The 15,564-nt window shown below is 62.9% G+C and carries 14 protein-coding genes; 8 read left to right on the top strand and 6 right to left on the bottom strand.

Annotated features, from left to right (window positions below; translation table 11 throughout):
* Positions 1-3 precede the first annotated feature (3 nt).
* Positions 4-963, top strand: a complete 960-nt coding sequence (locus tag GSQ90_RS02585; RefSeq protein WP_158813021.1) for an alpha-E domain-containing protein — start codon at positions 4-6, stop codon at positions 961-963.
* Between the two features lie 115 nt (positions 964-1,078).
* Positions 1,079-1,918, top strand: coding sequence for a transglutaminase family protein (locus GSQ90_RS02580; RefSeq protein WP_158813020.1), 840 nt, complete (start codon positions 1,079-1,081; stop codon positions 1,916-1,918).
* 128 nt (positions 1,919-2,046) lie between these two features.
* Here GSQ90_RS02580 and GSQ90_RS02575 read toward each other — a convergent pair whose 3' ends face one another.
* Positions 2,047-2,778: an SDR family oxidoreductase gene (locus tag GSQ90_RS02575; protein ID WP_158813018.1), complete on the bottom strand. Its 732-nt coding sequence runs from the start codon at positions 2,776-2,778 to the stop codon at positions 2,047-2,049.
* A gap of 71 nt (positions 2,779-2,849) precedes the next feature.
* Here GSQ90_RS02575 and GSQ90_RS02570 point away from each other — a divergent pair, with 71 nt between their 5' ends.
* Positions 2,850-3,545 (top strand): TetR/AcrR family transcriptional regulator, encoded by a 696-nt coding sequence (locus GSQ90_RS02570; RefSeq protein WP_158813016.1) that lies wholly within the window; start codon positions 2,850-2,852, stop codon positions 3,543-3,545.
* Between the two features lie 135 nt (positions 3,546-3,680).
* Here the strand turns inward: GSQ90_RS02570 and GSQ90_RS02565 are convergent, their stop codons facing one another.
* Positions 3,681-4,577, bottom strand: coding sequence for an AraC family transcriptional regulator (locus GSQ90_RS02565; protein WP_246731386.1), 897 nt, complete (start codon positions 4,575-4,577; stop codon positions 3,681-3,683).
* A gap of 90 nt (positions 4,578-4,667) precedes the next feature.
* Here GSQ90_RS02565 and GSQ90_RS02560 point away from each other — a divergent pair, with 90 nt between their 5' ends.
* Positions 4,668-5,402, top strand: a complete 735-nt coding sequence (locus tag GSQ90_RS02560; RefSeq protein ID WP_158813012.1) for an SDR family oxidoreductase — start codon at positions 4,668-4,670, stop codon at positions 5,400-5,402.
* 91 nt (positions 5,403-5,493) lie between these two features.
* Here GSQ90_RS02560 and GSQ90_RS02555 read toward each other — a convergent pair whose 3' ends face one another.
* Entirely contained in the window at positions 5,494-6,171 is a 678-nt protein-coding gene (locus GSQ90_RS02555; protein ID WP_158813011.1) for a glutathione S-transferase family protein, read from the bottom strand.
* 118 nt (positions 6,172-6,289) lie between these two features.
* Here GSQ90_RS02555 and GSQ90_RS02550 point away from each other — a divergent pair, with 118 nt between their 5' ends.
* Both GSQ90_RS02550 and GSQ90_RS02545 read left to right on the top strand, forming a co-directional pair.
* Positions 6,290-7,120: a helix-turn-helix domain-containing protein gene (locus tag GSQ90_RS02550; RefSeq protein ID WP_158813009.1), complete on the top strand. Its 831-nt coding sequence runs from the start codon at positions 6,290-6,292 to the stop codon at positions 7,118-7,120.
* Positions 7,121-7,223: 103 nt separating this feature from the next.
* Positions 7,224-7,988: a peptidase gene (locus tag GSQ90_RS02545; RefSeq protein WP_158813007.1), complete on the top strand. Its 765-nt coding sequence runs from the start codon at positions 7,224-7,226 to the stop codon at positions 7,986-7,988.
* On the opposite strand, the gene GSQ90_RS02540 is transcribed toward GSQ90_RS02545, so the two are convergent.
* Positions 7,951-8,916 carry a LysR family transcriptional regulator gene (locus tag GSQ90_RS02540; RefSeq protein ID WP_158813005.1) on the bottom strand — a complete coding sequence of 322 codons (966 nt, stop codon included), beginning with the start codon at positions 8,914-8,916 and terminating at the stop codon, positions 7,951-7,953. The two genes, GSQ90_RS02545 and GSQ90_RS02540, sit on opposite strands and share 38 nt — an antisense overlap.
* 98 nt (positions 8,917-9,014) lie before the next feature.
* Here GSQ90_RS02540 and GSQ90_RS02535 point away from each other — a divergent pair, with 98 nt between their 5' ends.
* The gene (locus GSQ90_RS02535; RefSeq protein WP_158813003.1) at positions 9,015-10,088 is read left to right on the top strand and encodes an aldo/keto reductase; all 1,074 of its coding nucleotides are present in this window, start codon (positions 9,015-9,017) and stop codon (positions 10,086-10,088) included.
* Between the two features lie 25 nt (positions 10,089-10,113).
* Here GSQ90_RS02535 and GSQ90_RS02530 read toward each other — a convergent pair whose 3' ends face one another.
* Positions 10,114-10,794 (bottom strand): DUF2155 domain-containing protein, encoded by a 681-nt coding sequence (locus tag GSQ90_RS02530; protein ID WP_158813001.1) that lies wholly within the window; start codon positions 10,792-10,794, stop codon positions 10,114-10,116.
* A gap of 106 nt (positions 10,795-10,900) precedes the next feature.
* Entirely contained in the window at positions 10,901-11,311 is a 411-nt protein-coding gene (locus GSQ90_RS02525; RefSeq protein ID WP_158812999.1) for an NADH:ubiquinone oxidoreductase subunit NDUFA12, read from the bottom strand.
* A gap of 408 nt (positions 11,312-11,719) precedes the next feature.
* Here GSQ90_RS02525 and GSQ90_RS02520 point away from each other — a divergent pair, with 408 nt between their 5' ends.
* Positions 11,720-15,460 (top strand): vitamin B12-dependent ribonucleotide reductase, encoded by a 3,741-nt coding sequence (locus GSQ90_RS02520; RefSeq protein WP_158812997.1) that lies wholly within the window; start codon positions 11,720-11,722, stop codon positions 15,458-15,460.
* The last annotated feature ends 104 nt before the right edge of the window (positions 15,461-15,564 follow it).

Raw genomic sequence — 15,564 nt, 5'->3', positions numbered from 1 at the left:
ACGATGCTGGCGCGCACCGCGGACAACCTTTTCTGGCTGGCGCGCTCGATGGAGCGCGCCGATTTCACCGCGCGCACGATCGAGGCGACGTTGCGCCTCGAAATCCTGCCCAAATCCGGGCCTGAGGACATGGCGGAATGGGAGGGCGCCCTGTCCTCCGTCGGCGCCCTCGACGCCTTTCACACGAGCCATGAAACGCTCGATGAGCCCGCCGCCGTCGAATTCCTCACCTTCGACCGCTCCAATCCCTCGTCGATCTGCAATTGTCTGGAGAATGCGAGAGCGACGGGGCGCGCGGTGCGCACGGCGCTGACGGCTGAAACCTGGACGGCGATCAACGACGCGTGGCTCGAGCTCAAACGTTTCGAATCGCGCCGCCGCGGCGCCAAGGATTTCGATCGCGAGTCGCTCGCGCGGTTCCTCGATTACGTCAAAAAGGCCTCGCTCGATTTTGACGGCGCCTGTTATCGGACCATGCTGCGCAACGATGCCTATTGGTTCAATCGTCTCGGCATTTTTGTCGAGCGCGCCGATAATACCGCGCGGCTTCTCGACGTGAAATATCACCTGCTGCTGCCCTCGGACGAGGAGGTCGGCGGCTCGCTGGATTATTTTCAATGGGTCGCGATTCTGCGCGCGGTTTCGGCGACCACTTCCTATCACTGGGTCTATCGCGACCGGGTCAAGCCCTGGCTGATCGCCGACCTGCTGATCCTCAAGCCCGCGATGCCGCGCTCCCTCATCTCCTGCTACGAAAGCATCGACCGGGCGCTCGATTCCCTGGCGCGCGACGACGGCCGCAGCGGCGCTTCGCAGCGTCAGGCGCGCGCGATGCTCTCACGCCTCGAGCGCGCGACAATGTCGGAAATATTCCAGAACGGTCTCCATGAATTCATCACCGTCTTTCTGGAGGACAACGCCAAGCTCGCGACGACGATATCGGAGCAATATTTGTTCACATAGCGGCGTCGCGCTTGAGGCGCCGCCGCGCGGAACCTCGAAGGCGAACGGGCCCGAGGCGCAACCGTGAAGCGGACCATTTTCAGGATCTATCGGAACAGAGAGTTGAGAACGCGCGATGCGGATCAGGATTTCGCACGAAACCGCCTATACCTATGAACCGGCCGCGCGGTCGATCATTCAGATCTTGCGTCTGACGCCGCGCAGCTTCGAGGGGCAACATGTCGTGCGTTGGCGCATCTCGACGGATGTCGATTGCATCTTGCGGCAAAGCGAGGATTCGCTGGGCAATATCGTCCATTCCTTCTCCCATCCCGGTCCGATCGAGCGGATCGGCGTGATCGCCGAGGGCGAGGTCGAAACCTTCGATTCAGTGGGCGTCGTGCGCGGCGCGGTCGAGCCGTTGCCGCCTGAAATTTATCTGCGCGCCGCGCATTTGGCCGAAGCCAATGGCGCCTTGCGCAAATTTGCGGAAGACGCGGCGGGAGACAAGAGCGAGGCGCTCGAACGCCTGCATCCGCTGATGGCCGCCATTCATGAAACGATGACCTTCGATCCCGCGCCGACGCTCTCGACGACCACGGCGGCCGAAGCCTTCGCGCTGCGCCGCGGCGTTTGCCAGGATTTCGCGCATATTTTCATCGCCTGTTCGCGCTGGCTGGGCATCCCTTCGCGCTATGTCAGCGGCTATCTCGTGCGGCCGGACGGCGCTTCGCAAAACGCCGGCCATGCCTGGGCGGAATCCTACGTCCCCGTTCTTGGCTGGGTCGCCTTTGACGCCGCCAACGACACCTGCACCGACGAGCATTACGTGCGCGTCGCCGTCGGCTTCGATTATCAGAGCGCGGCGCCTGTTCGCGGCGCGCGCGCGGGATTTGGCAATGAAACGCTCGACGTTTCGCTGAGCATCGCCCCGGCGCAATGGCAGGGCCAAAGCCAGAGTCAAAGTCAGGGCTAGTGGTGAAAATCACGCACTTAGCGCCCTTGCCGAAGGGCCGCTGGGGGTGGATTCCGGACTGACGGCTTTCCGCTGTCGAAGCTGGAAAGCCGCCCCGCCTTATGCGTGTTCTCCGGCCGTTCAGGCTGTCACCACGCGATTTCGCCGTCCGCATAAACGGATCGGCCGGAAACAACATCATCTCCGAGCAACGCGAATTTGACTGGCGTCTTCGCTCCTTGTTCTGGAGTCAAGAAACCGTTGCCCCCGGTGAGGTCCGTCTTCACATATCCTGGGCTCACCGAGTTCACGATGTGCGGGGTGCCGCGGAGTTCTTCGCTGAGTTGGACGGTCAGCATGTTGAGCGCCGCCTTTGAGGCGTTGTAGCCGATCAGTTGCGCCGAATAATAAGAGGACGTCGGATCGCCGTTCCCAGCCAGCGACGCCAAAGCGCTGGACAGGTTCACGATCCGTGCCGCCGTCGATTTTCGCAGCAGCGGCAGCATGGCCTGCGTCACCGCCAGGGCGCCGAAGAAGTTGGTTTCGACTACGCGACGGACGGCTTGCAGCGAGGCGCGGCTCGGAACGCCGTCATCCCAATCCACGATGCCGGCGTTGTTGACGAGAATGTCGAGGCGGCCGTGTTCCTCCGAGATCGTGGCGGCAGCGGCGGCTATGCTCGCTTCATCGAGGAGGTCGAGATGAACAAACGAGGCGTCGAGCCCCTGCGATGAAAGATCCTTGACCGCAGCCTTGCCCCGTTCGGCGTCTCTGGCGCCGATGATGACGAAGACGCCGGCCTGCGCGAGTTGGCGCGCGATCTCCAATCCGATGCCCTTGTTTGCGCCGGTGACGAGCGCGATGCGATGAGTGCCGGTCATATAAACTCCGTGGGTTGGTTTGTGTCCCCACGCTAAATATATGAACGATCCTTCAGCTACGGGATTCGCTTATGGCTTCGACCGCTCAAGTTCGCCTGACCGCCCGGAAAACGCCGCGCCAGGCGCGTGCAACCGCGACATTGGAAGCCATTCTGGAGGCAACCATTCAGGTTCTAGTCGCGGTGGGACCTGCTCGGCTGACCACGACGCGCGTGGCGGCAAGAGCCGGCGCCTCCGTTGGCACGATGTATCAGTATTTCCCCAACAAGCAGGCGCTGCTTTACGCGGTGACTGAGCGCTATTTCGACATCGTGGCGGCCAGCGTGGAACAAGTGTGCCGGGAGCAGCATGGCGCGCGGGTTGGCCAGATGGCCGAAGCGCTCGTGGAGGCCTATTGGCGCGCAAAGATCGTGCGATGCAAAGTGACCCGCGCCCTCTACCTGGTTGCCGCGGAAGTCGACACCACGCCCTTGGTCGAGGCTTTTTCCAAGCGCGTTGAACTCGCGACCTCCACGATGTTCGCCAGCGCCCCGGACGCCAAATTCGCCGATCTCACGATCGTCAACCTCACGCTCCTCACTTCGCTTTTTGGGACCGTCCGGAGCCTGTTTGATCGCAGCTTGCCGAAGCCGTGGGCATGCGGCGTCCAACAGCAGCTCATCTTCATGTGCCGCTCGTATTTGGAGGCGGCGAAAGTTCCTTCGCAACCGGCCGCCGCAGTCCAGCCTCATCGTCCCTCTCCCGTTATCGAAAGAGGTCCGGTTTGAGCGCCGCTGAGACCGCGTGAATGTCGACGCCGGGTGGACTCCAGCCATTTCCCAGCCCGTATCAGGCGTCAGCTCTTCATCACTCGTTGTTTGATCCCGGGCTTCCGGGATCATGGGCTCGCGAGCCGCCGCTCTTCACGATCGAGCATCAGCTTTTGGAGGTGAGCCGAAGGCGCGCCTGAAAGCGTGGCCGAATGCACTCTGCGAGGTATAGCCAACCTTGCTCGCTATGCCGGCGACAGTCTCATCGCCACGCGCCAGCGCCGCACGAGCAATGGTGAGACGCCATGCCCGCACGTAGGCGAGCGGCGGTTGTCCTACTCGGCGCGTGAACTCCGCAGAAAAGGCGGCCCGCGACATGCCGGCCACGCCAGCGAGATGGGCCACCGTCCACGGCTGCGCGATGCCTCCGTGAATGACGCGAAGCACCCGACCGAGCCGGGCATCTGACAGAGCGCCAAGCCACCCGATCTCGATCTGCTCAGCGCTTCCCGCATAGGCGCGGATCGCCTCCACCAGCAAAACGTCAGCGAGCCGGGCGCTTACGATTTCGCTACCGATGATGTCCCGCCCGACCTCGCCATTCATGAGCTCAAGGATCGTCGCCATCGCTCCAGATGCGGCCGAGGATCGGGGAATGAACAGGAAATCGGGCAGCATGCCGAGCAGGAAGTCCGCGTTCCCTGGGGCGAACGCGATGGTTCCCCCGATCGCAACCGCATCGTCGCCTCCGAGGCGCGCCGAATTGCAGCCGGGCGCGCCGTAGAAGGTTTGGCCATCGAGGGGCGGTAGCGCCGGGTCGCTGGCTATCGCATAGGTCGTGCGTCCGAGTAGGCAGACATCCCCTGCGCTCATGAGCCGCGGGGGGCGCCCCGGCAGCATCATCCAGCCGGTTCCCCGCAGCAGCGCCACGAACTTAAGCCGGTCGAGAGCTGGAAATGTGAGCGCCCATCGTCCTGCGGCCTCCAGCCGGGTGCGGCGGGTCACCCTTGCGCCAAGAACGTTGAGGACATCCGATAGCGGGTCAGTCATGGCTTTAGACGATCGCGACAAATCCATAGACGTCCTAGCATAGCTAATCTTGAGCCAAGCGCACATCTTCTTCGATGAAGGAGAATCGCATTGGGCATCGAAGGCAAGGTCGTCGCCATCACGGGCGCAAGCAGCGGGATCGGCCGCGCGACGGCGAAACTGCTCGCGGAACGCGGGGCTTTTGTCGTGTTAGGGGCTCGCAACGAGGAAGCGCTCGCGGCGATCGTGGACGAGATTACCGCTGCAGGCGGTAAGGCCGTGTACAAGGTGACCGATGTCCGCCACCGGAGCGATCTTGAAGCGCTCGTCGAACTGGCGATTGAGCGTGGCGGCAGACTCGACGTCATTGTGAACAATGCCGGGATTGGGCCCATATCCCGTTTCGATGCGCTGCGCGTAGAGGACTGGGACGCCATGATCGACGTCAATCTGCGTGGCGCACTGTATGGCATCGCTGCCGCGTTGCCCGTCTTCAAGCTTCAACAATCGGGCCACGTCATCAATATCGTCTCGACTGCGGGAATTAAAATCCTTCCAACCATGGGTGTTTATGCCGCGACCAAAAACGCGGTGCGGACCATTAGCGAAGCGTTGAGGCAGGAAGCGGGACCGCATCTGAGGGTCACCGAGATTTCGCCGGGAATGATCTCGACCAACTTTGCAAGCTCGATAACCGATCCCGCAGTGAAGGCGGCGATTGGGGAACGCGTCTCCAATGTTGCAATCCCACCGTCTTCGATTGCTCGCGGCGTCGCCTACGCGATTGAGCAGCCAGCCGATGTCGACGTCGGCAGCATTGTCATCCGACCGACAGCCCAAGACTGAACGCCTAGTTTCGGGTGACGCCTCGGCCCTGGCCCATAACCGTCTCGGGTCGACTCAGGCCATTTCCTAGCGGGTATCAAGCGTCAGCTTTTTATCGCTGGGCGACCTCTTGGGCAGCGGCCGCCGCGCGCGCTTTTTCCGCCTCGTGCCCAAGGGCGAGTTCGGCGTCCATCGCCTCCACCTTGGCGAAGGCCGGTCGCGCGGTCACCCGTTTCACATAATCGGCGACGATGGCGTTTGCCGGCAGGATGCCGAACATCGCGCCCCATTTCAACGCGAGGCCCCATAGAATGTCGACAGCCGTGATATCCTCGCCAAGGAAATAAGCCGATTTCGACAATTGCCCTGTGATAGCGTCGTGCATCGTGTCGAAGGCGCCATAGGGCGACATGGCGAGCGGGGCTTGCTCGCGCTTCATGGCGCGGTCGACAAGGGCGGGTTCGTAACAGGCGGCGTAATAGACCATCCAACGCAGGTAGGGCCCGCGCCGGGGATCGTTTAGCGCAGGCGTCAGGCCCATTTCCGGGAACAGGTCCGCGAGATAGAGAAAAATCGCCACCTGTTCGGTGACGAGCGCGCCGCGATGATGGATCGCGGGCACTTTGCCGAGCGGATTGATCGCGAGATAGGGCGCTTGACGTTGCTCGCCCATTTTCATGTTGAGGATGCGAAGTCTATAAGGCGCGCCGAGTTCTTCGAGCAGGGTTCTTGTCGCCGCCGAGCGCGACTGCGGCGAATGGAACAGAATGATCGGGTCGTTTGAAAGCATGCTGGCTCGTCTCCTGACGCGGCTGGGAGAAGAAGCGTACCGCGAACCGCTCGGGAGGCCTATAGAGCGCTGTTGGCTGCCCGCCTTGGAAAAACGCGACGCGAGAGGCGATTGATTCATGCCCATCGAACCGGCGTCGGAAACGAATTTGCGCACTGTCGCCGCCGAACCCAAGGGCGTCCTGGACCCGGCTTTGGCGAAACAGAAATTCCGGCTGGCGCGCTATCTCCCCGGTCAGGACCTGGCGGGATTTATCGAACATTACTGGATTGTGGCGTGGGATCTATGCGGTCAGCCGCCTCATCTCCAGCGCACGCTTCCCTATCCCAACGTCAATCTGGTTTTCGACGCCGGGCGCACCGCGATTTTCGGCGTGATGCGCGGCGCCTTTGAGTATCGCCAGGAAAATCGGGGCAGGGTGCTCGGCGTGAGATTCCTGCCCGGCGGATTTCGCGGCCTGCTGCGCGCGCCGCTGATCACGATCACCGACCGGACGACGCCATTAGCCCCGATCTATGGTCTCGATGGGGCGGAGGCCGAAACAGGCGTTCTCACCGCGCCCGACGACGAAGGCATGGTCGCCGCCGCCGAGGCGATCTTGCGGCGCAATATCCCCGAATCCGACGCGAACGCCGATCTCGTCAATCGGATCGTCTCCAGGATCGACGCCGATCGGGACATCACCAGGATTGACCAGCTTGCCGTCGCCTTCAATCTCAGCCCGCGCGCGCTCCAGCGCCTGTTCAGCGACTATGTCGGGGTCTCGCCAAAATGGGCGATCCGCCGCTCTCGCCTGCATGAGGCGGCTTTTCGCCTTGCCGGCGCCGAAACCCTCGATCTCACCCGCTTCGCGCAGGAGCTCGGCTATTTCGACCAGGCCCATTTTGCGCGCGACTTCAAGACGATGGTCGGGCAGGCGCCCTCGCAATATCGTCGTGGGAGCGATTGAATCCAGACGGCCTTCGCCGTCGCGGGATCCATACACATAAATGCTATGCGTCTGTTTCCGCGGGCGCCTCATCCGGCTAACGTGCGCGGCGGGAGCGAATCGGATGACTTATTGCTGTGGGATTCTCGTGGCCGACGGACTGGTCATGATCGCCGACACCCGCACCAATGCGGGGCTTGACGACATTTCGACCTATCGCAAGCTGCATCTGTTTCATGGCGAGGGGCGCCATGCGATCGCCATCGCAACCGCGGGCAATCTTTCGGCGACGCAAAATGTCATCAACCTTCTCACCGAGGGTGTGGAGAACCATGAAGCGCCCGGGCCGGAAGCCCCCGGCGTGACGACGATCGACCAGGCCCCCAATATGTATGCGGTCGCCCAGCTTGTCGGCCGGGCGGCGCGTCAGGTCCGGCGCATCGACACCGACGCCTATCAGCAGGAGAGCGTCGCGTTTCAGGTGACGTTTCTGATCGGCGGCCAGATCGGCAAGGAGCGGCCGCGTCTCTTCATGGTCTATTCCGCCGGCAATTTCATCGAATGCTCGCCCGATGCGCCGTTCCTGCAACTCGGCGAGCATAAATATGGCAAGCCGATCCTCGATCGCGCCGTCAATTATAAGACGGATCTCTATGACGCGCTGAAGATCGGCCTGATCTCGATGGATTCGACGCTGAAATCCAATCTCAGCGTCGGCCTGCCGATCGACATCGCCTTGGTGCGGCGCGATACACACGCCTTTGAGGTCGATGCGCGCATCGAGGCGTCCGATCCCTACTTTCGCGATTTGCGCGAGCGCTGGTCGGCGGCGCTGCGCGCCGCCCATGCCGCTATTCCGCGTCCGCCCTATGGGCCGGAACAGGCATGAGACTGTTCGACCTGATTCTGTTCGTCAGCTCTTTTCCGGAGGGTCGGCTGATAAAATCTATGAAGGCGCGCAGCGCCGGGAGCATTTGGCGCCGGCTGGGATAGTAGAGATAGAAACCCGGAAAGGCCGGCGACCATTCTTTGAGGAGATGCGTCAACTTCCCGGCCGCGATCAGGGGCCGGACCTGATGGTCGAAGAGATAGGCGACGCCGACGCCGTCAAGGACGGCTTGGATTGCGACGTCCGGCTCGTTGACGATGAGGGGGCCCTCCACCATTGCCTCTAGCTTCTCCCCGTCGCGCTCGAACTCCCAGCGATAGAGGCTGAGATCGGTCGGCCAGCGCAAATTGATGCAGCGGTGGCGCCGCAGGTCGCGCGGCGTTTCGGGCGCGCCCAAGCGATCGAGATAGGCGGGCGCGGCGACGACCATCATTTCCCTGTCGCCGCCAAATTTTACGGCGACCATGTCCTTCTCCACCATTTCGCCCAGCCTGACGCCCGCGTCGAAACGGCTCGCAACGATGTCGACCAGCCTGTCGTCGGCGACAATGTCGAGCGTAATGTCGGGATAGGCCTCAAGGAACGGGCCGATCAGCGGCGCGAGATAATGAACGGCCGCGATGCGCGGCGCGTTGATGCGAAGAGAGCCCGACGGCGCGTCGCGTAACGTGCTTACGTCGGCGATGGCCGAATCGAGATCGGCGAGTGCGGGAAGGAGACGTGAGAGAAATCTCGCCCCCGCCTCGCTCGGCGCCACGCTGCGGGTGGTCCGATTGAGCAACCGGACGCCAAGCCGCTCCTCCAGGCCGCGGATGGTCTGACTCAGCGCCGAAGGCGAGACGCCCAGATGAGAGGCGGCGCGGGCGAAGCCGCCATATTCGATAATGGCGGCGAAGGCCCGCATCTCGGCATAGTCGCTGCCGCGCATTCTGTACTCGTTTCTAAATAGCTTATGCAGATCATATCGGATTGAGGAAAGAATGCCAGAAGGCCATCTTGGTGGCGTCAACCGCAGGAGATGGTTCCATGAACAACGCACTTTCCCTGAACGCTTACCGCCTTCTGGGTCGTTCGGGCCTTCGGGTTTCGCCGCTGGCGCTCGGCGCCATGACGTTCGGCATGGACTGGGGCTGGGGTTCGGACGCGCGCGAAGCGCGCCGCATTTTCGACGCCTATGTCGATCGCGGCGGCAACTTCATCGACACGGCCAATCATTATACGAACGGAACGTCGGAGCGCTTCATCGGCGAATTTACGGGCGACCGGCGAGAGCGATTGGTCATCGCCACCAAATACACGCTGACCTCACGGCCCGGCGATCCGAATTCCGGCGGCAATCACCGCAAGAGCATGGTGCGCTCCGTCGAGGCAAGCCTCGATCGGCTCAAGACCGACTACATTGATCTTCTCTATCTCCACGCCTGGGACTTCACGACGCCGGTCGAGGAGGTGCTGCGCGCGATGGACGATCTCGTGCGCGCCGGCAAAGTCGTCTATATCGGCATTTCCGATACGCCGGCCTGGCAGGTCTCGCGCATGCAGGCGATCGCCGACCTGCGCGGCTGGTCGCCGCTTATCGCCTTGCAGGTCGAATACAGCCTGATCGAGCGCACGGTGGAGCGCGATCTCATCCCGATGGCGCGCGAAATGGGCCTCGGCGTGATTCCGTGGTCGCCGCTGGCGAGCGGCGTGCTGGCCGGCAAATACAGTAAGGCCGATCTCGACCATGGCGGGGGAAGCGCCGACGCCGTTGGCACGCGCAAGAATATCGCCGCCGCCAATGGCGGGCTGAGCGAGCGGGGACTCGCGATCGCCGAGGTGGTCAAAGCGGTGGCGGCGGAGACCGGCAGGACGCCCTCGCAGGTGGCGCTCGCCTGGACGCTCCTCAATCCGGCGGTTGCGTCACCGATCATGGGAGCCAGGACATTGGCGCAGCTTGAGGACAATCTTGGCGCGCTTGAAGTGGCGATGACCGACGATCAGCGTGCGCGTCTCGACGCTGCGAGCGCGATCAGTCTCGGCTTTCCTCACGAATTCCTGGCGCGCCCGATGACGCGGGGCGTCATATTCGGCGATGTGAAGATCGCCCCCAGAACATGACCAACGCGTCTAGGCGTAAGCCCGCTCACTGCCCCACATTGCCCGGCGGAATCGGCGGGTCGTCGGTCGGGAAGAAGCGCCGGATGATGCCGCCGCGCTGCGAAGGCGCGATCGGCGGGGCATTGTTAAGATCGAGCGGGCTCGGCGGCAGGACCGAGTCGATCGGTTTGGGCGGCGGCTTGCGCTTTTTGGGCGCGGGAGCGGGAGCAGGCGCGATCTTGGGATCGGTCGACGCATTGGCCGGATCGGCGTCGGTCGGCGCCGAATCGGGCGCGTCGGCGACTTCGGGCGCTTCGTGGATGATCTGCGTTCCGCCTTTGCAGTCGGTCAGCCAGATATCGTAGACCGGATGCTCGATGCCGTGCAGGCCGGGGCTCGCCGCGAACATCCAGCCGCTGAAAATGCGGTCGTAGGTTTTTTTCTCGGTGACTTCGTCGACTTCGACAAAGACATCCGTCCGCGGCGCTTCGGTCGGCGGCCGCGTATAGCAGACGCGCGGCGTGATCTGCAGCGAACCGAATTGCACGGTTTCGTCGATCGCCGCCTCGAACGAAATGATTCGCCCGGTGATCTTGTCGAGGCCTTCGAAAACGGCGGTCGGATGCTTGATCTTGTCGGCTCGGGCGGAACCGATTGCGAGCGGCAAAGCGGCGAGCAGGGCGCCCAGGACGATTGAGGCGGCGCGGCCGCGCGTTTTCGCGTTCATTGTTTGATTCGAACTCGCCGCCACTGAACCCCGCGCCCCATAGCACGCGCCTCTATCTGGACAAAGCGGGGCCAAATGAAGGCGCGCGAGGGTCTGGAGCCGCCCCTCAGCCGCCCGGCGTCCAGGCGTGATAATCGCCCTCAGAGGGCTCGTGCTCGCCGGTGTTCATCGTCGAGCCGGCCGGACGATAGGCGAACGGCGTTCCCGTGCGATTGCCCAGATGTGGAAGCTGCCAGTCGCGGGGGCGATAATCTTCCTTGGTCGGAGGCGTGTCGACGGTGTGATGCAGCCAGCCATTCCAGCCGGGCGGCGTCATCGAGGCCTCCGACTGGCCGTTGTAAATCACCCAGCGCCGCACGAATCCAAGCGCCGGGTCGACCGCGCCGCCGCGCGTCATATAATATTGATTGCCGAATTCGTCCTGGCCGACCAATTCGCCATGGCGGCGCGTATAAAACAACGTGTTCAGCGTCGCCCCGCTCCACCAGGTGAAGAACCGCAAAAAGAATTGTTTCATGGGTCTATTCCCAGGGCGTTTCATCGTTTCGCGCGGGACTATGACGAGGCGCGGCGAGGCTGTCCAGCGCGCAATTCGCCGCGCGCCGTGCGCCGGGGCGAGGAATCGTGGGCAACAAAATTTCGGGCTTGCGCTGGCGAGCCGACTCGTCCGATCCTGTCAACCTGAGCCGAGCGTTAATTCCGTGTTATACATTTTCGTCCACAATATCTTGTGTCAGACGATATTGTCGCCACAAGGGATTGACGATTTCGTCACAAAGGCGTAATCTTTCCTCCGCTTGAAGAGCTGCGGGAACGGGTGGCCGCCGCATGCGGCTTGAGCATGTCTAGACAGGTCATATCTGGAAATCGGGGGGCCGCATTGCGGTCATAGCGGACTTGCGTCCGCCAAACTGGGAATGAAGAGATGCGGATCGAGCGGCGCTACACCAAGGCCAATGTTTCACCCTATGCCTTGATCGAATTTCAGAAGACGAAGAGCGAGATCCGCAATCCGGACGGCTCGATCGTGTTCTCCCTCGACAATATCGAGGTGCCCGCGAGCTGGAGCCAGGTGGCGGCCGACGTGCTCGCCCAGAAATATTTCCGCAAGGCGGGAATCCCGGCGCGGCTGAAGCGCGTCGAAGAAAATTCCGTGCCCTCGTTCCTGTGGCGCTCGATCCCCGACGAGGCGGCGCTTGACCTGCTGCCCAAGGCGGAGCGCTACGGCTCGGAGACTTCGGCGCAACAAGTGTTCGACCGGCTCGCCGGCGCCTGGACCTATTGGGGTTGGAAGGGCAAATATTTCAAGACGGAAGAAGACGCGCAGGCTTTCTATGACGAAATGCGCTTCATGCTGGCGCGCCAGATGGCGGCGCCCAATTCCCCGCAATGGTTCAACACCGGCCTGCACTGGGCCTATGGAATCGATGGGCCGGGGCAGGGCCATTATTACGTCGACTTCGAAACGGGCAAGCTGACCAAGTCGAAGTCCTCCTACGAGCACCCGCAGCCGCATGCCTGTTTCATCCAGTCGGTCGCCGACGATCTCGTCAACGAGGGCGGCATTATGGATCTGTGGGTGCGCGAGGCGCGCCTGTTCAAATATGGCTCGGGCACCGGCTCGAATTTCTCGGCGTTGCGCGGCGAGAATGAGAAGCTTTCGGGCGGCGGGCGCTCCAGCGGCCTGATGTCCTTCCTCAAGATCGGCGACCGCGCGGCGGGCGCGATCAAGTCGGGGGGCACGACGCGGCGCGCCGCCAAAATGGTCGTGGTCGATGTCGATCACCCCGATATCGAGGCCTATATCGACTGGAAGGTGAAGGAGGAGCAGAAAGTCGCCGCCCTCGTCACCGGCTCCAAGATCGTCAAGCGCCATCTGAAAGCAATTCTCAAAGCCTGCGTCAATTGCGAGGGCTCGGGCGACGATTGCTTCACGGTCGAGATGAACCCCGCGCTGAAACGCGAAGTGAAAGCCGCGCGCCGCAATGACGTGCCCGATGGCATGATCAAGCGCATCATCCAGTTCGCCAAGCAGGGCTATACGAATCTCGATTTCGACATTTACGATACCGATTGGGATTCGGAGGCGTACCTGACCGTCGCGGGCCAGAATTCCAACAATTCGGTGCGCGTCACCGACGGCTTCCTGCAGGCGGTGGAGGCGGACAGCGACTGGAACCTGACGCGCCGGCTCGACGGCAAGATCCACAAGACCCTGAAAGCAAAAGACCTGTGGGAAAAGATCGGCTATGCCGCCTGGGCCTCCGCCGATCCCGGCCTGCAATATCACACGACGATCAACGACTGGCATACTTGCCCGGCTTCCGGCCCAATCCGCGCGAGCAATCCGTGCTCGGAATATATGTTCCTCGACGACACCGCCTGCAATCTGGCTTCGCTGAACCTGCTGCAGTTCCGCGACCCCGACACGCGCACGTTCGATGTCGGCTCGTATGAACATGCCGTGCGGCTGTGGACGATCGTGCTCGAAATCTCGGTGACGATGGCGCAGTTCCCCTCCAAGGAAATCGCGCGCAATTCTTACGATTACCGCACGCTCGGCCTCGGCTTCGCCAATATCGGCGGCCTCCTGATGTCCTGCGGCATCGCCTATGACAGCGAAGAGGGCCGCGCGATCTGCGGCGCGCTTTCCGCCATCATGACCGGCGGCGCTTATGCCGCCTCGGCCGAAATGGCCGCCGAACTTGGCGCCTTCCCCGGCCACAAGCCCAACGCCGCGCAGATGTTGCGCGTCATCCGCAACCACGCGCGCGCCGCCGACGGCGAGGCCGCCGGCTATGAAGCGCTCGCGGTCGCGCCGACGCCGCTCGATCATTCCTCGCTCGAAAAGGCGGGAATCGCCTGGGTTGGTCTGTCCGAAGCGTCGCGCCGCGTCTGGCGCGAGGCGCTCGCTCAGGGCGAGCAGCACGGCTATCGCAATGCGCAGGTCTCGGTCGTCGCGCCCACCGGCACGATCGGCCTCGTGATGGATTGCGACACCACCGGCATCGAGCCCGATTTCGCTCTGGTCAAGCACAAGAAGCTGGCGGGCGGCGGTTATTTCAAGATCATCAACCGCGCCGTCCCTGAGGCCTTGCGCGCGCTCGGTTACCACGAGTCTCATATCGCCGAGATCGAGGCCTATGCCGTCGGCCATGCCTCGCTCGGCCAGGCGCCGGGCATCAACCACGCGACTTTGCGCGCCAAGGGTTTTGACGCCGCCGCGCTGGCGAAAGTCGATGCCGCGCTCGCCGGCGCCTTCGACCTGCGCTTCGTCTTCAACAAATGGACGCTCGGCGCCGATTTCCTCACCGGCGCGCTGAAAATCCCCGCCGAAAAAATCGAGGAGCCGGGCTTCGACCTGCTCTCAACGCTCGGCTATTCCAAGCAAGAGATCGACGCCGCCAATATCCATGTCTGCGGCGCGATGACGGTGGAAGGCGCGCCGCATCTGAAGGCCGAACATTATAGCGTGTTCGATTGCGCCAATCCGTGCGGACGCACCGGCAAGCGCTATCTCTCGGTGGCGAGCCACATCCGCATGATGGCGGCCTCGCAGCCGTTCATTTCGGGCGCGATCTCCAAGACGATCAACATGCCCAATGACGCGGGCGTCGAGGATTGCAAGGACGCCTATATGCTGTCCTGGCGCCTTGGCCTCAAAGCCAATGCGCTCTATCGCGACGGCTCGAAACTGTCGCAGCCGCTGAACTCGCAACTCATCGAGAACGACGACGAGGAGGATATCGACGCCGTCGAGGCGATCGTCGCCGCCAATACGCCGGCCCGCGCGGCGGCGGTGGCGGAGCGAATCGTCGAGCGCATCATCGAGCGCGTCGAGCGCCAGCGCGAGCGCGAGCGCCTGCCCAACCGCCGCAAGAGCTACATCCAGAAGGCCACCGTCGGCGGCCACAAGGTCTATCTGCACACTGGCGAATATGAAGATGGGCGCCTTGGCGAAATCTTCATCGACATGCACAAGGAAGGCGCCGCCTTCCGCTCGTTGATGAACAATTTCGCGATTGCGATTTCGCTCGGGCTTCAGTACGGCGTGCCGCTCGAGGAATATGTCGAGGCCTTCACCTTCACGCGCTTCGAGCCGGCCGGCCTCGTGCAGGGCAATGACGCGATCAAGAACGCGACCTCGATTCTCGATTATGTCTTCCGGGAACTCGCGATCTCGTACCTCGGCCGCAACGACCTCGCCCATGTCGTCCCCGAAGACCTCGCCCATGACGCGCTTGGCGGCGGCGTCGACCAAAGCAAGGCGCCCGAAGGCGCCGCCCCCCGCGCCTCTGTCGTCTCCAGAGGTCTGGTGCGCTCGAAGACGGACAAGCTGATGCTGGTGCAAGGCGGCGCCGGCGGGGAAGCCGCTGTCGTGCAAGGCCATGGCGGGGCAGGGGCCTATGGCTATGCGACGCAAGGCGCGACGGCGCTGAAGGGCGATGTCGCGAGCTACGTGGATGAGGCGCCCGCGACGCTCGGCGGCGTCGCCTTCGCCGCCCCGGCGCCGACCGCGCGCGAGAGCGAGGCCGACAAGCGCGCGCAAGCGCGGATGAAAGGGTACGTCGGCGAGGCGTGTCCTGAGTGCGGCAACTTTACGATGGTGCGCAACGGGACGTGCCTGAAGTGCGATACGTGCGGGGGGACGACGGGGTGCTCGTGAGCTGAGGTAGGCGCGGCAAACCCTTCTCCCGCTTCGCGCTACGGCATTCACACGAGTGATTCCCATTAGGGTCGATGTGTGATTCAAGCGCCTTTTGTTGCGGG

Source organism: Methylocapsa sp. S129, from assembly GCF_009765995.1.
GTDB lineage: Bacteria > Pseudomonadota > Alphaproteobacteria > Rhizobiales > Beijerinckiaceae > Roseiarcus.
Note: the sequence above shows the minus strand (reverse complement) of the source record. Positions and strands in the feature narration are given on the sequence as shown.